The sequence below is a fragment of the Levilactobacillus zymae DSM 19395 genome (genome assembly GCF_001434115.1).
Lineage (GTDB): Bacteria > Bacillota > Bacilli > Lactobacillales > Lactobacillaceae > Levilactobacillus > Levilactobacillus zymae.
Map to the genome: position 1 here is coordinate 1 of NZ_AZDW01000001.1, position 21,480 is coordinate 21,480.

Consider the following 21,480-nt stretch of genomic DNA (forward strand, 5'->3'; position numbering starts at 1 on the left):
CACTTGAATCATGTGTTTGATGGGGATTTTGGAGTTTCTGGTGAATAATTCAGGTGAAGTATACCTTATTAATTTTTTTAGCAAAGAGGTTGGCTTAGGGTAACTAAAGCACTTTGATTTAAAAAGCTCTATTATCTCGTTAGTACCGTCTTTGGTAGTTCCAACATTCTTCAATATTGAACTAGGAGTTTTTGAATCGCCTTTAGAAATACGTTCTTTAAGAAACAATTTTCTTTTAGGAGAAGAATCATCATTCATCCCAAACTTTATTCTCCCGTCATCCATCAATCTTTTAATACCATCTCTATTAAAAGCCCAGATTCTATTATGAGGAGGAAAATATTCTTTACCAGTATTGGGGTTAGTAATTCCAAAAACAGTATCGCCTCCGGCTTTATTAGCATCCAACGGAGTTAATTTCCAAGGACCTCTTGGGTCATTGTCTGGGTTCTTATATTCTTTTGAACTCAATGGATCTCCATACCATTGCAATTGTTGAATATTCTTTGCGTAAACCAAAATGTAATTATGATTTAGAGATATCGGCGAATCATTAGATATAGATGCCCTTGACTTCCATACAAATGCATCAACATAATTCGCTTCACCAAAAATCTCATCACAAATATTTTTAAGATTGGAGAATTCATTGTCATCTATGGAAATAAAAATTGTGCCCTTAGAAGATAAAATTCGTTTTGCAATAACCAACCTTGGATACATAAACGTTAGCCAGGCCGAATGACTTGAGCTACCTTGTATTGATTTAAGCCTTTCTACTTGTTCGTCCTCTAAGCCAAACATATTCTTTATCTGATCATCTGAATGTTCAAACGAATCCGGGTATTCAAAATCATTACTTCCAGTATTGTATGGTGGGTCGATAAATATAGTATTTATTTTATTCAAATACCCTACCTCTAGATGACGCAATACCTCCAAGTTATCACCAGTAAAGAATAGGTTCTTACTCTCTTTTCCTTCACCTTGATTTTGTTTTTCATCAGGAACAATAACAGTAGTAGGCATTTCACCAGCTTGTCGACGTGCATAATCTTTACCAATAAAGTCCAGTTGATACCCTTCACTCAACTCGTTGATGTTCTTGTCTTTCAATTGAGCCTTGAACTTATCTAAATCAAAGGACCCGTCTTCTGTAAAGAATTCCGGCAGTTTGTCCTTAAGTTCATTTAAGAAAGCCGTATTAGGTCGCACAATTTCATTGTATTTTTCGTTATCTGTTTGCATTAATTATTCTCCTGTCAACCATACTCCTATGAACTAGTCCCCATTCGAAGTAACAATTTGTTATAACTAATCATACCAGCCTTGAGAAAAATTAATACCTCCAAGGCTTATTTAGTTGGCTCTAAATTAAGAAATAAGGTTCTATGATATTTGGTGTTGATGGATTAAATCTATCAACATTATTTTAAAAGGACATCCCCAAATCGAGAATGTCCTTCCTGCTTTTATCGAATTCACTGGATTAATCAATACTTAAGCGCGTTCGTAGTCCTTGATCCAGGCTAACGCTAACGCCTTTTCGCCCAGATGCGCCCCGATGACCGGTCCAAAGTAGGAACGTTCCACGGGAATATCCGGGTACTGCTGGGTAATCTTAGCCGCCCAGGCCGCCCCACCGTCGGGATCGTTGGCATCGATCACCAACGCCTTTAGGGGGTAGTCGACCTTGGCCTGCGCCTCGACGAAGAGGTCTTCCACGCGGGCTAAGGCCTTCTTGCGCGACCGCACCTTTTCGAAGGCCACGATTTCGTGGGTCTGGTCGTCAAAGGTCAGTAACGGCTTGATCCGTAAGACACTGCCGATAAAGGCCGAGGCATTGGACAAACGTCCGCCCCGCACCAGGTTTTGCAAATCATCGACCACGAAATATTCCCCAATGGTCGACCGTAAGTCGTCCAGGCGCGCCAAAATCTCTTCGGGCGTCGCCCCCTTAGCCGCCATGCGGGACGCCTCAATGGCCAAATAGCCCATGAGTTTGACCGTAATCTGTGAATCGTAAGGAATCACCCTGATGTTATCGATCGTGGGTGCTAAGTTCTTTAATTGGTTAACGAAGCCGGAAATCGTGCTGGCTAGGTGAATACTAATCACCGTATCGTAGCCTTCATCCGCCAATTGGTTGTAGAGATTAATCATCTCACCCAACGGTGGTTGAGAAGTACTGGGGAATGACTTGGAGTTACGCAGCCAGTCATAGAATTCCTCAGTGGTGATATCGACGCCTTCATCGTAGGAACGGCCGTCAATGATCACCGGAATCGGAACGACGTGAATATTGTATCGTTTCGCCTCTTCTGCGGACAAATAGCTGGTACTATCGGTGACCACAGCAATCTTCATGTTCTTACACCTACTTTTACTTTCGTTTATCCCCTAGAATACCATAAAACCCATACAAGGACTAGGAATTGTCCGCCGCGAGCTTGGGCAGCGCCAGAAAAATACCTAGGCCGGCCAAGAACAACAGGGACAACGAAGCCGCCCCAATCCGGGATTGACCGGTGAATTGGGTGACCACCCCGACTAAGATGGGCCCCAAGACCGCGGAGAACTTACCCAAGATGTTGTAGAAGCCAAAAAACTCACTGGACTGTTCCTTAGGGACCAAGCGGCCAAAGTACGACCGCGAGAGCGCCTGAATGCCCCCCTGACTGGTTCCAACCAGAATCGCCAACAACCAGAAGTCGTTGACCGTATGCAGGTGTAAGGCGTCCACACAGATAATTAAATAAACAATAATGGCAATCAAAATTCCCGTGCGGGCGCTGGTCTTTTGGGCCAACCAGCCGTAGAAGATGGAACACGGAAAGGCGACCAGCTGAACGGCCAGTAACACCATGATCAGCGTGGTGCTGGTGATCCCGATATCCAGGCCGATCGACGTGGCCATGGTAAAGATGGTGTCGACCCCGTCAATGTAGCAAAAGTACGCCACCAAAAACCACGCCAACTGGCGGTGTTGTCGCAAGTGCCGCACGGTCTGCCAGACCCGCGCCCAACTCTGTTTCAAGGGCGCCGGGGTGGCGGACAAGGCGTGACGCTGGCGCACGTTTCTCAGTAGCGGAATGAAGAAGATCACCCACCACACGGCCGCCAGCGCAAAGCCCCAGCGGGCCACCGCCGTACTCGACAACTGACCAAACCCGTGGGTAAACTCGAGGATCATAAATAAAATAAAGGCTAACACCCCACCGAGATACCCAAAGCCGTAACCCACACTCGAAATCTGGTCCATCTGCCGGTCGTCACTGACGTCGGTCAAGAAGCTGTCGTAAAACAGGTTCCCTCCTGAATACCCCAGCACCGACAACACGTAGATCACTAACAACCACTGCCACAGCGTTGGCGGCAGCAGGGCTAATCCCAGCGTCATCACCATCCCCAGCGTGGTGAAGCCCGTTAAGAGGCGTTTCTTAAATCCGGGATAGTCGGCTAACGCCCCCAGGAACGGGGCCAGTACGGCAACCAGCAACGTCCCCAAACTGTTGGCGTACCCCCAGAAGGCCGTGGCGTTGGCCGCGGTGACTCCGTTGGCCTGGGCCACCCCCTTGAAGTAGATCGGTAACACGGCGGTGGTCACGATGATGCCATACCCGGAATTGGCCCAATCGTAGAAGACCCAACTCCACTGTTCTTTAGTCAGCTTCATGGTGGCCCCCCTTGAACGCCGCGGTCAAGGCGTGACCCGGCAACGGCTCGGGGAAGTGGACCCCCAGTAGCCGTGCGAACGTCGGCGCCTCGTCCACTAACGCCGCGTCGTCGATGGTTTGGCCCGCCTTGATGGCCGGACCGGATAAGACCAGCGTGGTCCGATAATCCGGTTTGTCCGGGTCGTAACCGTGGACCCCGTGATAGCGGTCCGGCGTCCCCAGGCTGGCAGGGTCGACGGCCTCCACCACGGCCGGGCGGTTGGTCTCGTCGGTAAAGTAGTAGCCGGCCTTAGCTTCGACCAACCACTGGCAGTGCGGGTCGGCCCCGCGTTGTGCCGCTTCGGCGCCGCTGTAGATTGCTTGGACTCCCGGCGTTGTGGCCAGAAGTTCCTTTAAATGTTGGCCGTCCGCGAAGTTGCGGGTGTAGACGTAGGTGCACCCGTCACAGGACTTGGCCCAGACGTGCCAGTCGTTTTTGACCGTGCCCTCCTTGGTCGGCGTCAACCAGCCCCGTTGCGCGAAGGCCTGGTTCAAATGGATCATGTGATCGACGTTGATCTGGTAATGGTCCCCCAAGACCGCGAAGTTGGTCTCGCTAAAGGTCCCGGCCGCGATTGTGGCGTCGATCAACTTACCGACGCGCGCGTCTAAGCGTTTCAACGCCGCCATGGCTTCGGTCGAACGCACCCCGTACCGGTGGCGCATGCTATCCATGTCGACCAAGTGGATCAACGTGAGGGCTGGCTGCTTGTGATACAGCGTGTCGACCGCACAGGCGGTGATGAAATCGTCGAGCTCGGGTTGCTGGATACCGCGGCGCAAGTGACCGTATTTCTGGTTCATTCGCAACAGGAAGGCCGGACTGCTGGCCTTCAGTGACACCAGGACTTGGTTGGTCCAAATCCGGTTGGGAAAGATCTCGGCCAGGTTATAACTGATACGACTGCCCGCGGTGACCGGCCACAAAAAGGCCGCCGTCTTGCGGTGCTGTTGGCGCACCAGGTCGTATAAGGTCGGCACCTTGACGTCGCGTTGGTACCAGTACCAATCCGGCGAGCGCCGTTGCGGTTGTAATTTAGTGTTATTGATGATGCCGTGTTCTCGCGGGTACTGGCCCGTAATAATGGTGGTATGGGACGGGTAGGTCAGCGTGGGGTAGATGCCCCGCACCCGCTTGACCCGCGTACCGGTGACCACTAACCGCCGTAAGTTCGGCAATTCGTCGAGGTGCTCATCGAGATCCCGACTGCCCATCGCGTCTAACGAAATGACGACTAATCGTTGCTGAATATGACTTCACTCCTTACTTCACAGACATGGTCCGTTGCCGGTCCATGCTTTTGGCTAACCGGTTCAATAAGATCTGTAACAGGTTCCGCTCGTCGGCCGACCAGTGCTCGAAAACCTGATCCGCCAACGCTTCAAAGGCGGTGTTGATGGCCGCCGCGGTCTCGGTCCCCGTGGCGGTAATGGTGTACACCAATTGGCGTTTGTCCCGCCCGATGGCTTCCTTGGTGACCATCTCCTTGGTCACCAAGCCCTTGAGTTGCCGACTGAGCGTCGACGTGTCTAAGCGGGTCTGTTGGGCGAGGATCTCTTGGGTGTTGGCCCCTTCACCGATCTGGTCCAAAAGTTGCCACTCCGACACCGTTAAATGGTATTGCTTGGCCATCCGCTGCAACAGGGTCTGCTGCGCCTTGGTGACCGTCATTAAGGCTGCTAGACTGGATTTCAACTGCCCTCACTCCTTTGGTTGCATTATACAACGGACTGATTGGCCGTCACAAGCACTAATTCGGCCAGTCCTGAGGAAAGTTTTTGGCGAGGAAACTTCTTTGCGCTTTAGGGCCACAATCGCTATACTTTAAGATGTATTGCTTTTTTGAACGTCTATGGACCGCGGCATTGCGCAGCGTCGCTCGGGGGGATCACGCCGGGGAAAGTTTCTCGCCGCTCAACCTCGCCAACCGACTGCCGTGAGCCGCCCCCTTTAACCCAAAATCAACTCTCTAGAAAGGTGTGATTCGATGTCCTTTGATGGGTCCTTCACCCACGCCATGGTCCACGAGCTCCAACAAACCGTGACCACTGGCCGGGTCAGCAAAATTAACCAACCCTACGCCAACGAGGTGGTCCTGACCATTCGGGCCAACGGGCATAATTACCCGATCCTTTTGTCGGCCAACCCGACTTACGCGCGGATCCAAGTCACCGAAATTCCGTACGTTAATCCCCCGGTTCCCACGAACTTTACCATGATCCTGCGTAAATACCTGCAGGGCGCGATCTTAAAGGGCGTCACCCAGGCCGCTAACGACCGGGTGGTCCACCTGAACTTCACATCCCGTAACGAATTAGGGGATCAACAGGAACTGCATTTAATCATTGAAATCATGGCCCGTCACAGTAACGTAATCTTAGTCGACCAGGCCAGCGGCAAGATCCTCGACGCCATCAAACACGTCGGCTCCGACCAGAACCGTTACCGGCTACTGCTTCCCGGCGCCCAGTACATCACCCCGCCCAAGCAAGACCTCGACGATCCGTTCGCCGGACCACGGGCCGACTTAGCGGCGACCATCCGTGAATTTCCCAACCGCGACGTGTTAGCCGGTACCCTGCAGCATCAGTACCAGGGCCTCGGCAAGGACACCGCCGCCGCACTGGCCAGCGCCCTACACCAACCCGGCGACGCCAACGCGCACTTCACGGCGTTCTTCGCGCACTTCGATGCCCCGCAACCCACGCTGACCATCTCGCCGAAGGGCAAGACCAGTTTCACGGCCTTCCCGTACCCGACCGAGGGTCAGCAGCAGACCGCCACGACCCTCAGCCAATTGCTCGACACCTACTACCAGGACAAGGCCGAACGGGACCGGGTCCAGCAACAAGGCAGCGTCCTGATCCGGGTGGTCCGCAACGAGTTGAAGAAGAACCGCAACAAGTTGAAGAAGTTACAACGCACCCTAGCCGAAACGGAAAACGCCGACGAATACCGGGTCAAGGGTGAAATCCTGACCACCTACCTGTACCAGGTGAAGCGCGGTGACACATCTGTGACACTGCCGAACTTCTACGACCAAGAAAAGCCACTGAAAATCGCCCTGTCGAACCAGCTATCGCCCAATCAAAACGCCCAGAAGTATTTTAAACGGTACCAAAAGGCCAAAAACGCGGTCAGTTACGTGACCACGCAGATTGAGCAGACCCAGGCCAACGTCGACTACTTCGACAACATCATGGCCCAGATCGAACTGGCCGCCCCCAAAGACCTGATCGATATTCGCTTGGAACTCCAACAAGGGGGTTACCTGCGCGATCACGACCACCAAAAGAAGGCCAAGAAGCGGCGGAAGCAGCAGATCAGTAAGCCCGACCAATTCACGGCCAGCGACGGCACCAAGATTTCCGTGGGGAAAAACAACCTGCAAAACGACAAGTTGACCCTGCACACGGCCAAGCGCACCGATATCTGGTTGCACGTCAAGGACATGCCGGGCTCCCACGTGATCGTTCACGCCGCCGACCCCAGCGAGCAGACCATTCTGGAAGCGGCGAACCTGGCCGCTTACTTCAGTAAGGCCCGCGCGTCCAGCACCGTGCCGGTGGATTACGTGCCGGTCAAGCGCATCCATAAACCCAACGGCGCCAAACCCGGTTTCGTGATTTTCACCGGGCAAAAGACGGTCTTCGTGACCCCCGAAAGCGCCCTGGTCGACCAATTAACGGCGAACAATACGAAGTAAACCGACAGCAACGTTAAAAGGCATCAACCCGCTCAAGTGCGAGTTGATGCCTTTTTGTATTTAGCAATTAAATCGTGCGGTTGATAATTCGGTCGAGTTCGGCCGTATCACTCAGGTTGTTGAGCTTTAAGGCCTCGCTGGAGCCAAAGGCGATCGTCGCGCCCACTTCCTGGTCCGTGGTGCCGGGCCGGTTCAAGACGTGCAACTGCTGGAACGGAAAGGCCGCGTTCATCAAAGCGACCCGTTTACTATTCAGGTCGATCTTGATGGTCGCCAGTTCGGCAGCGTCCAACGTTTCGATGTGTTGCCGCGTTAGCATCCGCACCCAGTTGATCCCGGTGACCTTACTGAGAAAGGCCATCTCGGTCAGCCGCGTGGGCCGCGTCCCGACGCAGACTAACTGCTTGGACGTGGCGCTCTTGGGCGCGAACAGGACCTGGACCATCCCGCGGACCTGGCGTTCGCTGACGGCCTTTTTCGCCGCCTCGACCAGGTTCAGTCGCTGGGCCTTGGGGAGTTCCGCCGGCATCCGGAAGGCCGTGATCTGGGCTAAGTTCTGGGTCATCCCCGGGGCGATCAGGTCCATCACCCCGATGGCGACCTTCTCCTGCTCGTGGACGAACAGGCTGACCCCAATGGTGGCCATCTTAGGCAGCTGATCGGCGGTCTCCTGGTCCGGCGGCAGGACGTGCAGGTTCAAGTCGAGTTTCTTAAGCTCGCGCGTCAGGTAGTGCCGGTTCCCCGGTACGATGACGATGTCGGGGTGTTCCACGTGGATGACGTTGAGCACGTCGCCGAGTTGAATCGGGTCGACGTACTGTTTGTCGGAAAACTCGGGCGCCACCCCGACCGCATTGGGGTTGGTGTTCATCAAAATGGTGTGGTAGCCCGCGCGCTTCAGCTGTTTGAGCATCTCGGTGGTGAAGTACTCGGCCGCCGAGTTGGGCCCCAGCTGGTTACCGCCCCGGCCCAAGACCAGCGCGGTCCGGTCGCCGAGCGGTTGACTTTCGTTTTCGTATTCAAACGTACTGTAGTACCCGCTGGCGTCCTCGGGGAATTCCCCCGCCGTGGGTTCGATCATCTTGTAGGTCGGTTGAATCTTGGCCTGCGTCGACAGCCGCCGAATCTCAGCGGTATCGGTCTGCCAGATGCGGGCAATCATCCCGTCCCCGAAACCGTAATACCGCGCTCGTTTCAGCGTCGCCACGTCCAAGGGATTCTCCTGAATCTGCTTTTCGATGGTCAACAGGTGTTGGAGTTTAACGAAATAAAACGGATCGATTTTGGTCAGTTCGCTGAGCTCGGCCGGGGAATACCCGCGCCGCAGCGCTTCGATCAGAACCAAGATGCGGTTGGCCAACGGGTGGATCAGCTGGCTGATCATTTCGCCGTCGGTTAGATTGCTGACGGACGGCAAAACGTCTCGCGGTGAGAACTGCGAACTGCGGACCGACTTGAGCATGGCCTCTTCGACCGAGCGCCCGATGCCCACGGTCGAGCCGACCGCCTTCATCGCCGTGTCCAGGTGCTGGTCCGCATCGGGGACCTCCTGGAACGGCCAGAGCGGGATGCGCACGCTGATGTGGTCGTTCATGGGTTCCATGATGGCCGTTTGCTTGACGTACCGGCTGGGGAGCTTGACGTCGACCAGCCGTTGGCCCAACAAGAGTTCCCCGGTCACGATGGCCACGGGATAGCCCACGGTCCGGGCCGCTAACGCCACGCCGCGCGTGAAGTACGGCGCGACCTTGGTCACGTAGAAGTGCTGGTTAGCCGGATTCAACGCGAAATGCACGTGTAAGATGCCCACCACGTTGAGTTCCGTGGCGATCCGAAAAGTCGCATCCCGCAAGTCCTGGTACTCCCGGTCGTTTAAGGTCTGCGGCGGACTCAAGACGATGGAGTCGCCGGAATGGATCCCAATGGGGTCGACGTTTTCCAGCCCGCTGATCAGCAGTTCCGTGTCGACGCGGTCGCGAATGGCGACCATTTCGATTTCCTTATAGCCGACCACGCTGCGTTCCAGGGTACACTGGTCGAAGCGCGACTGCTGGAAACCCTGACTCAGCGCCGTCAACATGTCGTCGACGTTTTCGCAGATGGTCCGGTTGGTATCCACGCGCGGGGCGACCGGTTTGACGATCAGCGGAAAGCCGATTGCCTCGACTAGGCCCAACGCCTCGTCTTCGGTCTGGACGACCTGCGCTTCGATGACCGGTTCGTGAATTTCTTTTAAGGTGGCGTTTAACGCCGCCGGATTATTGATTTGTTCTAAGGTACTGGTGGGCATGCCCAAGACGGCGACTTCGTAGCGGCCCAAATCCCCGTTTTCCTGGAGCTCCTGGGCGATCCGTAGCCCCCGTAGGCCCCCCAACGTGGGTAAAATCGCGTCGGGATGGTCCTTTTCCAAGATGTGGCGCACGTTAGCCGTGGTGACGGCCTGGACGTACATGTTGGTGGGTTGGATCTCCTCTAAGGCGACCGAGAAGGGATTGTTATCGATGACTAGTGTACGGACCCCGTGCTTCTTAAACTCGGTCAAAATCTGCACGGTGGCACTATCTAGCTCGGTCTCGTGACCAATCTCGGTCGGCCCACTGCCAATAATTAAGACTTTTTGTAACTGATCCCAGTTTTGCAACTCTATCCCTCCCGTGAGGTCATCGCTTCCATAAATTCATCGAAGAGGTCGCGACTTTCGTGGGGACCCGGGGCCCCGTCCGCAAAAAACTGTACGGAGAAGGCCGGAAAATCCCGGTGACGCAAGCCCTGCACGGTCCCGTCGATCAGATCCACGTAGGTGGTGATCAACCGGTCGCGGTCGATGGACTTCGCTAGCACCGCGTACCCCTGTCCCTGGGTCGCGTAGATGACGTCGTTGGTGATGATGCGGCGAATCGGGTGGCTACTGCCGTGGTATTCCACCGGTAGCGCCGTTAATTCCGCGCCGTTGGCCAGGGCGAACAACTCGTGGCCCAGGCCGATCGCAAATAGCGGAATCTCGGCTTGGACCTCGCGAATCATGTCTAAGACCCCGGTCCCCAGGTCTAACGGCGACCCCGGTCCCGTGGACAGCAGTACACCATCCGGGTCCAGGTTCAAGACGTCCTGGGCGCTGGCCGTCCACGGTAAGACCGTGACGTTGCAGCGCCGTTCGGACAATTGACGCAAGATTCCGTGTTTCAACCCAAAATCGATGACCACCACGTTCTTCCCGGTATCCGGGTTGGGATACGGCTTGGGCGTGGCGACCTGGTCGACTTGGCGGTTGGTCAGCACCGTGGCGTTCAACTGGTCGAACGCGTGCGCGTCGGCCACGTCGACGATACTGCCCTTCATCGGCCCCGCCTGGCGGAGCTTGCGAATCAGGTGGCGCGTATCGATGCCGCTGATGCCGGGGATGTTGTGCTGCTGGAGAAATTCGTCGAGCGACAGCCGGGATAACCGGTTCGTCGAGATATTGGTCAAGTCGCGCACGACCATCCCCTTAGCCGTGGGCAGGATGGATTCGTAACTATCGTGGTTGATGCCCACGTTGCCGATGGCCGGCTGCGCAAAGATGATGATCTGGTTGTGGTAAATCTGGTCGGTGATGGTTTCTTGATAGCCCAAAAGGTTCAGGTTAAAAATGACTTCACCGCTCGTGGTTGCCCCGGCGCCGAACCCTTCACCCGCGTAAGCCGAACCGTCTTCTAAAATTAAATAACGTTTTGCCATGCAAAATCGGCCCCTTTGTCTAGCTAGGTGCTTACGCCTTTAAAATTTCTACCGCGTCGCGATTGTCAATTTCGCTGACGGAGACCTTGATCCGTTCGCGTTGGGAACTCGGAATATTTTTGCCCACAAAGTCGGCGCGAATCGGCAATTCCCGGTGGCCCCGGTCGACCAGCACGGCGAGGTTGATACTCTTGGGCCGTCCTAAGGCCATCACGGCGCTCATGGCCGCACGGATCGTCCGCCCGGTATACAACACGTCGTCTACTAAGATGACCTTCTTGCCGGCCACGGGAAAATCGATGTTGGTCGCCGTGACCTCGGGTTCACTTTGTGCATCGTGGTCGATGTCGTCGCGGTACGGCGTGACGTCGAGATCACCGACCGGGACCGTCACGTTTTCCAATTGTTGTAACCGACTCGCAATCCGCCGCGCCAAATAGACGCCTCTGGTCTTGATTCCTAGAATGACCAGGTCGTCTACCCCTTTGTTTCGCTCGATAATCTCGTATGTAATCCGGGTTAAGGCCCGTTGCATGGCCATTGCGTCGACAACTACCTTTGGCATTATATTGTCCTCCTCGAAAAGTTTCGGGCACCAGGTAAGGAAACGGACGGGCTTCTTCGGCAAAATTGGTGAAGAAACCCGCCCGCCTAACTACCGGCAAACCCTTTTGATATTAAGTTTAGCATAAAAAAACTAAATGGCTTTGTCAACCGGCAATCCCGCTTGGCGCCGTAAGCGTTGAACGGTGTCGTGGAAAATCGGCGGCACCGGGCAGGTAAAGTCCAGTTGTTCGCCCGTACTAGGCTGCTTAAATCCCAGTTCGCGCGCGTGTAAGAATTGGCCGTGGCCCTTCAGGGTCTTCTTGGGCCCGTACAGCGGATCGCCGGCGACCGGATGGCCGATGTAGGCCAAATGAACGCGAATCTGGTGGGTCCGGCCGGTCTCTAGCCGACAGGCGATCAGGGTGTAGTCGCCGTAGCGTTCCAGCACCCGAAAATGGGTCACGGCGGGCCGCCCATCGGCCACGACGGCCTGCTTCTTGCGGTCCTTGGGCGACCGGCCGAGCGGCGCGCGAATCACCCCTTCGTCTTCCTTAAAGTTCCCGTGGACGATGGCTAGATACTCGCGCAGGTTGGTCTTGGCGTGCAGTTGGTCGGAGAGGCTGTGGTGAGCGTGGTCGTTTTTGGCCACCATCAACAGGCCCGACGTGTCCTTGTCGATGCGGTGCACGATGCCGGGCCGCAGTTCCCCGTTGATTTGCGACAAGGGACTGTGGTACAGCAGGGCGTTGACCAGCGTGTGGTTGGGGTGCCCCGGCGCGGGGTGGACCACCATCCCCTGGGGCTTATTGACCACGATCACGTCGTCGTCTTCGTAGACGATGTCTAAGGGGATGTTCTCGGGCGTCAAATCGATCGGCTGCGGGTCCGGTAAGGCGATGTGGACCACCGCCCCCACAGCTGCCACGTCCTTAGGCCGCACCGTTTGGCCGTCGACCGTGATCTGCCCGGCTTCGATGGCTGATTTAGCCTGCGACCGGGAAATCTCGGGTTCCTTGACCGCCACCAGCTTATCGAGCCGTAATTTTTGATCCACCGTAAACTCTTTAATGTCCATGTTTATTGGTTAGCCTCCCGTCGATCGGCCAGAAAGACGCCGATCATAATCAAGATGACCCCCACCGTCAGGCAGGAATCCGCAAAGTTAAAGATTGGAAAATTCACAAAGTCGAGTTGAAACATGTCGACCACGTAGCCCTGGGTCAGACGGTCGATGAAGTTACCGACCGTGCCGGCCATCATGCAGGCCAAGCCCAGTTCGTCGATCCAGTGGTCTTTTTGGTGCCGGTAGCGCCAGAAGAACCAGCCCATGACGCCTAGGGCCACGATGGCGATCACGGTAAAGAACCACATTTGGCCCTGTAAGATGCTCCAAGCCGCCCCGTCGTTACGCAAATGGGTCAGCGAGAAGACCCCGTCGATGACCGGGTGCTGGCCCCCCAACGCAATGTTGGCCACCACCGCGTGCTTGATCAGTTGGTCGATCACGATCAACACGATGATCAGAATGGAATCAAAAATTAGCATGGGACCGAATCCCCCCTTTTTGAGTTTAGTCATTGGCTAAAAGTATACCAGAAAAACCGCCCCACCGCGGCCTTAACCTGGTAATTTTGTGGCTTAACTGGTCAATCGGTCCCCCGACGTGGCCGCCAGACCCGCCCGGCAGACCGGGGCCCGTTACCAAAGACGACTTTCACGACTGGCCGCACGACCGTATCCCCGGTGAAAACCGCTCACGCCGGGACCTGACGCGGTGTGCCCCGGTAAGCCCTGACCGACGATGTTCCCGGCAACGTCCCCGTAAAAGTGAAAATTCTTGCAAGATGGCTTTATAATGTAAGCGCTTACTGTTATAATTAACTTATCGTTAAGAAAAGAGGAGTTATTAATGACTAAAGTATTAGTAATTTATGCTCACCCTGAAACGAAGACCTATTCAACGACTGATAAGTTCTACCAACAATTTATCACGGCGTACCGGACCGCCCACCCCGAAGACGAGATCGTCGAACACAACGTCTCGGAATACATGCCGTTCCCGTTGGATAAAATTGCCGTGGCCATCTATAACAAGGCCCTGGTCAACCAACCGTTGAACCCCGACGAAGAACGCTTCAAAGCTTCCCGGCAGGCCTGGATCGACGAATTCGTGTCCGCCGACAAATACGTCTTCGCCAACCCGATGTATAACCTATTCGTGCCGACCGAAATGAAGAGCTACCTCGACATGGTCATGCAGATTCCCGACACCTTCCACTACACCAAGGAAGGCACCATGGCCGGCGCGTTAGCGGGCAAGAAGGCCATTCACCTGCAAACGTCTGGTGGCGACTACCACGGCACAGCGGGCGGCCCCGACATGAGTCAACTCGACTTAGGGCACCAGTACTTACAGGCCGTCTTACACGTGATGGGCATCACCGACTTCACCGGCGTCTACGCCGAGGGGATGGACCACGACCCAGCCAACGCCCCCGACATCATGGCCAAGGCCTTTGCCCGCGCCGAGGATGCGGGTCGCAACTTCTAAGCTTAACCAATGAAAAACACGTTTTTCGACCGTCACCAACGGTTGCGAAAAACGTGTTTTTTTTCATCTCTTTTAGTGAGTGGAACGTTGGCCGCGTTCCAAGAACCAGTAAAACGGCATGGCGATCACCAGACACCCCAGCCCCATGACCAGCTGGAAGACCGAGGCCTTCGACAACAGCCAGAGACTGACCAGCACCGCCAGAATCGGTAAGACCGGCCCGAACGGCACCCGGAAGTGGCTGCCCTGTTGGACCTTACGCCGCCGAAAGATCAACACGGCCAAGATGGTCGGGATGTACTGGGCGAACCGCGACACCACCGAAATGGCCGCTAACGTCTGGAACGTCCCGGAAATGGCTAACGGGTAGGCGATCACAAACGAGATCAGCATGGCCACGGCGGGCACGTTTTGCCGGTTGCGGTAGCCGACGACCTTGGGCATCACGCCGTTATCGGCCATCGACGCCCCGATACGTGGCAGGTAGAAGGACTGCGCCGTGGCGATCCCTAAGATCGACACGATGGTCCCCACGGCCACCAACGTTTTGCCGGCCGGCCCAATCATCCGTTCCAGGCCGTCTTGAATCGGCGCGCTACTGGTGGCCAGCTGCGGCCCCAGAACCCCGATAGAGACCACCTGAATCAGGATGTAGAGTAACGCCACGACCGCTAAGACCACGATAATGGCCAACGGAATCGTGCGTTGCGGGTTCCGAAATTCCTGCGCCGCAATCGCCAGGGCTTCAAAGCCGGTGAAGGCGTAGAAAATCAGAATGGCCGCGGAGCCAAACGAACCGCCAAAGCTGCCGGTGGTCACCACGAACGGCGTAAAGTGCGCGCCGTTAATGAAGAAGACCCCGACGCCCACGAAGATCAGTAACGGGATCAACTTGGCAATCGTGACCACGTTATTGACCAGCTTGGTCAGCGTGATCCCCGAAATGTTGATCAGCGTCAAGGTCCCCAGGAGCACCAAGATCATCAGGTCCTTCCACAGTGGTTGGGTGAGGACCGGAAAGATGGCCCCCAGCGCCGTGGTAAAGGCGTTAGACATGGTCGCCCAGGCGATGATACTGATGGCCCAGACGCTAAAACCGACCTCGTAGCCCACGAAATTGCCGAAGGCTTCCTTGGCGTAGAGGTACGGCCCCCCGTTTTCCTGAAAATAGGTCGCGTCTTCGGCGTAGCACAACGCGATGGAGATGATCAGTAACATATCGAAAATAAAGACTAAAATGCTGGCCGGTCCAATCAGTTTTTCCGCTTGACCCGGCAATAAAAAGATTCCTGACCCAATAATTGAATTGATGCCCAGTAAGATCACACTGAGCATCCCAAACTTAGCTTTCACCATACCATCTCCCAAATTAATCAACTCCCATCACCGGCCAAACCGGTGACGAAATCAATTATTGTCCAGGAAAGGCCTGGCGTCAACTTGGACGATTGGATTGCGCCCCATCACGCCCGTTAATTCGTGCTAACCGGGTCGCCGTTGCCGCATCCCCTGGCGTTTGAATCATGACGATTTGCTGGGTGGTCGGCACGATCAAGGGTGTTTCTACAAGATATAGGTTCCCCCATTGACTGTTTAATAACAGGCGTTGAGGTGTCAAATCCGCAACGGTCAGCCGTTGCCAGGGTTTCTGAAAGGCCGGGTCAGTTTGGACGGCTTGAAAGACTTGGTACAGGTCGACCGCCGCCGCATCTTGACTGTAGACCTGCCGAAAACGAGCCACCTGAGTCGCAACCACTTGGTCCCAATCTTGAAAAAGTTGCCGCCAGGCGCGCTGATGAAACAAACGCCAAATCAGATTATTTTCGAGGGCCGTTACTGCCGGCGTAAATTGATACAACCGGGCATAACTTGGATTGGTCTGTTCAATTTGAAAATGCGCGCCCAACACGTAAGCCGGTCGGGGGAGCTGCGCCATTAATAAATCCGTTAAGTCCTTAGCCGTGGTCGCCAGCGCCGGTGGTAACTGCCCCGCTAAATGAAAGACATAGTGCGTCTCGGCGTTCGAAAGTCGCAGGGCCTGACAGAGGGCTAGTAGGACCTCGCGGGATACCTGACTTTTAGCCCGCCCCTGCTCGATTCTAGTGTACCAGTCGCTACTAACGTGAGCTAACGCGGCCACCTCATCGCGCGTCAATCCCGGCGTTCTTCGCCGGGAGGTGGGCGTAATGTCAAACTCATTCAGCGTTGCCGTGGTGCGTTTATACCGTAAAAAGTGGCCTAAAACCTGTTCATTCATGCGCAAACTCCTTTCAGCCTAGGACAACTGATCCTAGGATCACCTCGCTCTACCTAATCGTGCCTCCAGCGACGATACTATAACCGTACTTAAATTTTAGGAGGTCATTACGATGACAATTAAAATCGGAATCAACGGTTTTGGCCGCATTGGTCGGTTGGCTTTCCGGCGGCTTTGGGAATTACGCGACACCCACGATGTTCAGGTCGTGGCGATTAACGACCTGAGCGAGCCGGCCATGCTAGCTTATCTTCTACAATACGACTCGACACACGGCCGTTTCCCCGGAACCGTCACGGCCACAGCTACGGCGATTTGGGTCGATGGCCAGGAAATCCCCGTCTACGCACAGGCCGATGCGCGCCACCTTCCCTGGGTCGCCCAGGACGGCGTGACCATCGTTCTGGAATGTACCGGGTTTTATACCTCGGCACGCAAGGCCCAAGCCCATCTCGATGCTGGTGCCCAACGGGTCTTGATCTCGGCTCCCGCCGGTGACGATGTGAAAACTATCGTGGCGGGCGTCAACGATCAAGCGTTAACGGCGAACGATCATCTGGTCTCGGCGGGGTCGTGTACCACCAACTGTCTCGCCCCCATGGCCGCGGCACTCGACGCCGAATTTAAGCTGATTGCGGGAACCATGACCACCGTTCATGCCTTCACCGCATCACAAACGATTCTGGACGGTCCTCACAGCCGGAATCGCCGGGCAAATCGTACCGCTTCCACCAATATTATCCCCCATTCTTCGGGTGCCGCTAAGGCCATTGGGTTAGTGCTCCCACAGCTAGCTGGTAAACTCACCGGCCACGCACAACGGGTACCGGTGGTTGACGGGTCGTTGACCGAGCTGGTGAGCGCCGTCCAGACGCCCCACCTCACCGCGGAACAAGTCAACCAACACCTCTACCCGTATACCCAGACCAATCCGGGATTTTCCTGGACTTCTGACGAAATTGTATCGAGCGATATTTTGGGCAACCCGGCCGGTTCCATCTTCGACGCCACGCAAACCACCGTCGTAACAGCCAGGACGACTCAGTTGATCAAAACCGTGGCTTGGTACGATAACGAATACGGGTTTACTTGCCAGTTGATTCGAACGTTACTGCACTTAGCCCAACTTTAACCATATTTACTATAAAAGGGTGCTCAACCGGCACCCTTTTTTCAACTTATCATTTCCCCTAAGGACTAATCAATTTACCAGAGAACCAGATTTTATGAACGATCCCGTCGCAGGTAGCCCCAGAGTTGCTTCAACGTCTGGTAAAGAATGCCCAGCGTCACCAGGGCGGATCCCCCGCCCAGGCCTAGGGCCACGTAAACGTTGCGGGTCCGCTGCGCCCAGCCAAAGCTTTCGACGTTTAACGCCCACAGGCCCAACGACGCGAGAATCAGCACGGCCCCGTCCAGTCCGATGAGCCCGATGGTCAGCACCAACGCCGTTAACGAATTCGGGTCCAGGTCGCGTTGGGCAATCAGCTGGCGAGCGAACTTCTCGCAGGCCATAATCGTGACCATGGTAAACGCCCCACCGAACACCGCCACTAAAATGGCGCCTATGATTTTCAGTCCCATCGGCTTTCGACTCCTTTACGCTAGTTTCATTACCCCTAGTTTACCCGGAAACGTGGCGTTTGTCTGGTCTTCCGAGGAAAAATCGCTAGTTCGCCCGAAATTCGATGGGCCTCGCCGAATTGACCTCGTACAAGTACGTGATCGACGGCGACGGTCAGGTCCGCGCCTGATGCGTGGCAACCCGAACTAAAAATGGCACCGTCACCCTGTTTACGGTTGACGGTGCCATTTTCGTTTAACGCCTTAATCCTGCGGTCGGCCTCAGGGTTTCCCAATAATCGTGACCAGGGTCTTACCGCCCACCGTGTACCGGCTCCAAAAAAGCGTGTTCGGGTCATCCGGGTCGCCGTCCGTTCGGAATGGGCGGTGCTGATTAACGACGGTCAACCGATACTTCAGCTTGCCGCTCTGATGGACCCGCTGCATCCCCCAACCGGGGACCTTTTGAGCAAAGTAGAGCTGACGCGTGTTGCCCCGATTGGTGGCCTTTTGAATCTTAACTTGAAACTGTGGCCGTTGGTCCCCATTAACGGCGTTCGGGTTTTTAAAACGGGTGAACTCGGCGAAACCATTACTGGTAATCTTCAACTGAGAATAAACCTTGTTATCTTGATTGGGGTTGGTCGTAAATTTCATCTGCCGCAAGGTCCCCAGACTCAGTGCCGGCAAGTAAGCCGGTCTGGCAATGCGTTGGTAATCCTGTGGCCGCCTTGACCCAATCGCGTCACTGGTGGACAAAAGCTCGACGTGTTTCGGCCGCCCTTTATTTAGAAACTTATAATCAAGCTGACCTAAATAAAAGCTAATAGTGGGCTTTTCGACGGCCGACCCTTTGAACTTATTCCCAATGACGACGGTGCCTTTGGGGAGTTGCCGCGTCTTCTTGGTATTGTTGGCGTAAAGAAACACCACCGGGGTTGGGCGTTTGACCTTATAATATTTATAATCGTTAAGGTCATAGTCTTGAACCACCTGGCCGCCAATCTGGTAACTTTTGGCCTGGGCCTGACTGGGCAACATGCCACCCAGGGTCACTAACAGGGACGCCAGGGCGATGACTTTGAGCATTACTTTGGGGGTTATATCTTCTATTCTCCTCATCTCTAATGTTTTGACAACATTAGTTTAGCCGTTAATCGCTAACCAACTCACGAAAAAGCAAAATTAGTTTGGCTGGGGGTCATAATTGAGTCGGATTTCAGCGTTGTTACCGCTCAGTCCCCCTCAAAACCATCTGTCAACTCGACAACCTAAAAAAGTGGCATCCCCAACAGGATGCCACTTTTTCAATCACTCTAAATTTTAGAACAGTCCCGTAATCGTCCCATCGGCCGCGATGTCCATGTCGAGCGCCGCCGGATGCTTCGGCAAGCCCGGCATAGTCAACACGTTCCCGGTCAAGGCGACCACGAAGCCGGCCCCCAGACGTGGCGAGAATTCGCGCACGTGAATGGTGAAGTCCGTCGGGGCCCCCAACTGGTGGGCGTCGTCGGTCAGCGAGTACTGGGTCTTGGCCATGCAGACCGGTAAGTGGTCCCAGCCGCGCTTGGCAAAGGTCTTCAATTGCCGTTGCGCCTTACTCGACAGTTCCACCTTGGCGCCCCCGTAAATCTTCTGGGTGATGGTCTTGACCTGCGTTAACAGGTCCGTGCCCGGTTCAACCAATGGCGTAAAGTGACTTTCCTGGTTGGCCGCTTTGACCACGGCTTCGGCCAGGTCGGTGGTCCCGGCCCCGCCATCGGCCCATTCGGTCGTGGTGGCCACGGCCACGTTTTGGGCCTTGACGATGTCGGTCAACGTTTGGATCTCCGCGTCGGTATCGCTAGTGAAACGGTTGATGGCTACGACCACCGGCACACCGTACTGCTGCATGCTGTGGATGTGCCGTAAGAGGTTGGCACTCCCCTGCTTTAAGGCCGCTAAGTTCTCGGTCTCTAAATCGGCGCGCTTAACGCCGCCATTGTACTTCAACGCCCGGACCGTGGCGACGATGACCACGGCATCCGGCGTTTTGCCTAAGACGGGGGTCTTGATGTCCATGAACTTTTCGCCCCCGAGGTCGGCTCCGAAGCCGGCTTCCGTAACGGCGTAGTCGCCCAACTTCAGCGCCGTTTGGGTCGCTAGAACCGAGTTACAGCCGTGCGCGATGTTGGCGAACGGGCCCCCGTGAATGATGGCCGGGTTGTGTTCCAGCGTTTGGACCAGGTTCGGCTTGATGGCGTCCTTGAGGAGTAAGGTGATCGCCCCGCCAACCTTCAAGTCACCGACCGTAACGGGTTCCTTGTCGGTGTTATACCCGATCAGGATGCGGTTGACCCGGCGCTTCAAGTCGGTCAGGTCTTCACTCAGACACAGCACCGCCATCAGTTCGCTGGCCACGGTGATGTCGAAGCCGTCTTGACGCGGCACACCGGACGTCCGGCCACCCAAGCCGATCACGGTTTGGCGCAAGGCCCGGTCGTTGATGTCGAGCACGCGTTTCCACACGATCTGCCGCGGGTCTAAATGTAATTCGTTCCCTTGTTGGATGTGGTTATCAATCAGAGCCGCTAGGGTATCGTGGGCCTCGGTTAGCGCGTGCATGTCGCCCGTAAAGTGCAGGTTGATGTCTTCCATCGGCACCACCTGGGCGTGGCCACCCCCGGTCGCGCCCCCCTTTAAGCCCATCACGGGGCCTAAGGACGGTTCCCGTAAGGCTAAGACGGTCTTGTGGCCGATCAGGTTCAAGGCATCCCCCAACCCGATGGCGACCGTGGACTTGCCTTCACCGGCCGGCGTGGGGTTGATCGAGGTGACCAAGACCAGCTTGCCTAATTGGTGTTGCCCGGTCAACGGCAGATTGATTTTGGCCTTGGTGTGGCCGTAAGGTTCAATCTGGTCGGGCGTTAAGCCGACCTTGGCGGCAATCTTTTCGATGGGGTCTAGGGGTGTAGCTTGGGAAATAGCAATATCTGTGTTTAAGGTCATTAAACGGATTCCTCCTCAGAATTTGAATGATCGATGGCGGTCTGAATCAGGCTCGCCAATTCGATAGCCGAATTACGCGGTAATAAGAACTGGTAAATGCGACCCTGGGCGACCAGGCCTAAACGGTACCGGGCCAGGTGCACACTACTGATTTGATGCAACGGGATGACCAGGTGGCGGTGGTTTAAGACCGTGCTAACGGTCAAGACGTTATGGGCCATGGTGATGTTTCGAAAGTGGATTTCTAGCCAGCACAGCCCGGCAAAGGCCGCAAAAAAGGCCAACGTGATCCAGTTGAAATGGGTGACCTCGAGCCAAAAAATGGCCCCGATCAGCAGTACGATAAACGTCCAACTCCAGTTGATGACACTGCTAATCGGGTTCGGTTGGTACAAAAAGCGCCGTTCCTGGGTTATCATTACTTACAACACCTCA

At 55.2% G+C, this 21,480-nt stretch carries 19 protein-coding genes; 3 read left to right on the top strand and 16 right to left on the bottom strand.

All coding sequences use genetic code 11. The features are described from left to right. The 5 genes from FD38_RS00005 to FD38_RS00025 form a co-directional block, all read right to left on the bottom strand. Nucleotides 1–1,248: site-specific DNA-methyltransferase (locus tag FD38_RS00005; protein ID WP_162254311.1), on the bottom strand; the 1,248-nt coding region annotated here is incomplete at its 3' end. A gap of 252 nt (nucleotides 1,249–1,500) precedes the next feature. Beyond that, on the bottom strand, nucleotides 1,501–2,367 hold the full coding sequence (locus FD38_RS00010; RefSeq protein ID WP_057730015.1) for a DegV family protein: 867 nt from the start codon (nucleotides 2,365–2,367) through the stop codon (nucleotides 1,501–1,503). Nucleotides 2,368–2,428: 61 nt separating this feature from the next. Continuing rightward, entirely contained in the window at nucleotides 2,429–3,676 is a 1,248-nt protein-coding gene (locus tag FD38_RS00015; RefSeq protein WP_057730017.1) for an MFS transporter, read from the bottom strand. Next, nucleotides 3,663–4,967, bottom strand: a complete 1,305-nt coding sequence (locus FD38_RS00020) for an alkaline phosphatase family protein (protein WP_225430805.1) — start codon at nucleotides 4,965–4,967, stop codon at nucleotides 3,663–3,665. Before FD38_RS00020 ends, FD38_RS00015 begins: the two co-directional genes overlap by 14 nt. Nucleotides 4,968–4,980: 13 nt before the next feature. Next, nucleotides 4,981–5,412: a MarR family winged helix-turn-helix transcriptional regulator gene (locus tag FD38_RS00025; protein WP_057730021.1), complete on the bottom strand. Its 432-nt coding sequence runs from the start codon at nucleotides 5,410–5,412 to the stop codon at nucleotides 4,981–4,983. 292 nt (nucleotides 5,413–5,704) lie between these two features. Between FD38_RS00025 and FD38_RS00030 the strand changes: the two genes are divergently transcribed. After that, entirely contained in the window at nucleotides 5,705–7,423 is a 1,719-nt protein-coding gene (locus tag FD38_RS00030) for an NFACT RNA binding domain-containing protein (RefSeq protein ID WP_057730022.1), read from the top strand. A gap of 67 nt (nucleotides 7,424–7,490) precedes the next feature. Here FD38_RS00030 and FD38_RS00035 read toward each other — a convergent pair whose 3' ends face one another. The 5 genes from FD38_RS00035 to lspA all read right to left on the bottom strand — a co-directional run bounded on the left by FD38_RS00035 (nucleotide 7,491) and on the right by lspA (nucleotide 13,231). Further along, nucleotides 7,491–10,064 carry a carbamoyl phosphate synthase preATP-grasp domain-containing protein gene (locus FD38_RS00035; RefSeq protein ID WP_057730024.1) on the bottom strand — a complete coding sequence of 858 codons (2,574 nt, stop codon included), beginning with the start codon at nucleotides 10,062–10,064 and terminating at the stop codon, nucleotides 7,491–7,493. A 2-nt stretch (nucleotides 10,065–10,066) separates the two neighbouring features. Then, entirely contained in the window at nucleotides 10,067–11,140 is a 1,074-nt protein-coding gene (locus FD38_RS00040; protein WP_057730027.1) for a carbamoyl phosphate synthase small subunit, read from the bottom strand. A gap of 31 nt (nucleotides 11,141–11,171) precedes the next feature. After that, nucleotides 11,172–11,705: a bifunctional pyr operon transcriptional regulator/uracil phosphoribosyltransferase PyrR gene (gene pyrR / locus FD38_RS00045; RefSeq protein ID WP_057730029.1), complete on the bottom strand. Its 534-nt coding sequence runs from the start codon at nucleotides 11,703–11,705 to the stop codon at nucleotides 11,172–11,174. A gap of 132 nt (nucleotides 11,706–11,837) precedes the next feature. After that, nucleotides 11,838–12,761 carry an RluA family pseudouridine synthase gene (locus FD38_RS00050; RefSeq protein WP_057730031.1) on the bottom strand — a complete coding sequence of 308 codons (924 nt, stop codon included), beginning with the start codon at nucleotides 12,759–12,761 and terminating at the stop codon, nucleotides 11,838–11,840. 2 nt (nucleotides 12,762–12,763) lie between these two features. Further along, entirely contained in the window at nucleotides 12,764–13,231 is a 468-nt protein-coding gene (gene lspA, locus FD38_RS00055; RefSeq protein WP_057730033.1) for a signal peptidase II, read from the bottom strand. A 364-nt stretch (nucleotides 13,232–13,595) separates the two neighbouring features. On the opposite strand from lspA, the gene FD38_RS00060 reads away from it, so the two are divergent. Next, nucleotides 13,596–14,237 carry an FMN-dependent NADH-azoreductase gene (locus FD38_RS00060; RefSeq protein ID WP_057730034.1) on the top strand — a complete coding sequence of 214 codons (642 nt, stop codon included), beginning with the start codon at nucleotides 13,596–13,598 and terminating at the stop codon, nucleotides 14,235–14,237. 72 nt (nucleotides 14,238–14,309) lie between these two features. Here the strand turns inward: FD38_RS00060 and FD38_RS00065 are convergent, their stop codons facing one another. Together FD38_RS00065 and FD38_RS00070 are read right to left on the bottom strand one after the other, a co-directional pair. Continuing rightward, nucleotides 14,310–15,593, bottom strand: a complete 1,284-nt coding sequence (locus FD38_RS00065; RefSeq protein ID WP_147007854.1) for an APC family permease — start codon at nucleotides 15,591–15,593, stop codon at nucleotides 14,310–14,312. A 79-nt stretch (nucleotides 15,594–15,672) separates the two neighbouring features. Further along, nucleotides 15,673–16,494 carry a helix-turn-helix transcriptional regulator gene (locus FD38_RS00070; protein WP_057730038.1) on the bottom strand — a complete coding sequence of 274 codons (822 nt, stop codon included), beginning with the start codon at nucleotides 16,492–16,494 and terminating at the stop codon, nucleotides 15,673–15,675. A gap of 112 nt (nucleotides 16,495–16,606) precedes the next feature. Between FD38_RS00070 and gap the strand changes: the two genes are divergently transcribed. Then, nucleotides 16,607–17,626, top strand: coding sequence for a type I glyceraldehyde-3-phosphate dehydrogenase (gene gap / locus FD38_RS00075; RefSeq protein WP_057730040.1), 1,020 nt, complete (start codon nucleotides 16,607–16,609; stop codon nucleotides 17,624–17,626). Nucleotides 17,627–17,718: 92 nt separating this feature from the next. On the opposite strand, the gene FD38_RS00080 is transcribed toward gap, so the two are convergent. The 4 genes from FD38_RS00080 to FD38_RS00095 form a co-directional block, all read right to left on the bottom strand. Further along, nucleotides 17,719–18,078: a hypothetical protein gene (locus FD38_RS00080; protein ID WP_057730042.1), complete on the bottom strand. Its 360-nt coding sequence runs from the start codon at nucleotides 18,076–18,078 to the stop codon at nucleotides 17,719–17,721. 261 nt (nucleotides 18,079–18,339) lie between these two features. Next, entirely contained in the window at nucleotides 18,340–19,146 is an 807-nt protein-coding gene (locus FD38_RS00085) for a hypothetical protein (protein ID WP_057730043.1), read from the bottom strand. A 234-nt stretch (nucleotides 19,147–19,380) separates the two neighbouring features. Further along, on the bottom strand, nucleotides 19,381–21,045 hold the full coding sequence (locus FD38_RS00090) for a formate--tetrahydrofolate ligase (RefSeq protein WP_057730045.1): 1,665 nt from the start codon (nucleotides 21,043–21,045) through the stop codon (nucleotides 19,381–19,383). Next, complete coding sequence (locus tag FD38_RS00095; protein WP_057730047.1) at nucleotides 21,045–21,464, bottom strand: EbsA family protein; 420 nt, start codon at nucleotides 21,462–21,464, stop codon at nucleotides 21,045–21,047. Before FD38_RS00095 ends, FD38_RS00090 begins: the two co-directional genes overlap by 1 nt. Between the last annotated feature and the right edge of the window lie 16 nt (nucleotides 21,465–21,480).

Bases quoted from the DNA above. Each gene is read 5' to 3' on its own strand.
- FD38_RS00095 (WP_057730047.1), bottom strand. From the start codon at position 21,464: ATGATAACCCAGGAACGGCGCTTTTTGTACCAACCGAACCCGATTAGC.
- gap (WP_057730040.1), top strand. From the start codon at position 16,607: ATGACAATTAAAATCGGAATCAACGGTTTTGGCCGCATTGGTCGGTTG.
- FD38_RS00085 (WP_057730043.1), bottom strand. From the start codon at position 19,146: ATGCTCAAAGTCATCGCCCTGGCGTCCCTGTTAGTGACCCTGGGTGGC.
- FD38_RS00060 (WP_057730034.1), top strand. From the start codon at position 13,596: ATGACTAAAGTATTAGTAATTTATGCTCACCCTGAAACGAAGACCTAT.
- FD38_RS00080 (WP_057730042.1), bottom strand. From the start codon at position 18,078: ATGGGACTGAAAATCATAGGCGCCATTTTAGTGGCGGTGTTCGGTGGG.
- FD38_RS00090 (WP_057730045.1), bottom strand. From the start codon at position 21,045: ATGACCTTAAACACAGATATTGCTATTTCCCAAGCTACACCCCTAGAC.
- FD38_RS00050 (WP_057730031.1), bottom strand. From the start codon at position 12,761: ATGGACATTAAAGAGTTTACGGTGGATCAAAAATTACGGCTCGATAAG.
- FD38_RS00070 (WP_057730038.1), bottom strand. From the start codon at position 16,494: ATGAATGAACAGGTTTTAGGCCACTTTTTACGGTATAAACGCACCACG.
- FD38_RS00040 (WP_057730027.1), bottom strand. From the start codon at position 11,140: ATGGCAAAACGTTATTTAATTTTAGAAGACGGTTCGGCTTACGCGGGT.
- FD38_RS00030 (WP_057730022.1), top strand. From the start codon at position 5,705: ATGTCCTTTGATGGGTCCTTCACCCACGCCATGGTCCACGAGCTCCAA.
- FD38_RS00065 (WP_147007854.1), bottom strand. From the start codon at position 15,593: ATGGTGAAAGCTAAGTTTGGGATGCTCAGTGTGATCTTACTGGGCATC.
- lspA (WP_057730033.1), bottom strand. From the start codon at position 13,231: ATGCTAATTTTTGATTCCATTCTGATCATCGTGTTGATCGTGATCGAC.
- FD38_RS00015 (WP_057730017.1), bottom strand. From the start codon at position 3,676: ATGAAGCTGACTAAAGAACAGTGGAGTTGGGTCTTCTACGATTGGGCC.
- FD38_RS00010 (WP_057730015.1), bottom strand. From the start codon at position 2,367: ATGAAGATTGCTGTGGTCACCGATAGTACCAGCTATTTGTCCGCAGAA.
- pyrR (WP_057730029.1), bottom strand. From the start codon at position 11,705: ATGCCAAAGGTAGTTGTCGACGCAATGGCCATGCAACGGGCCTTAACC.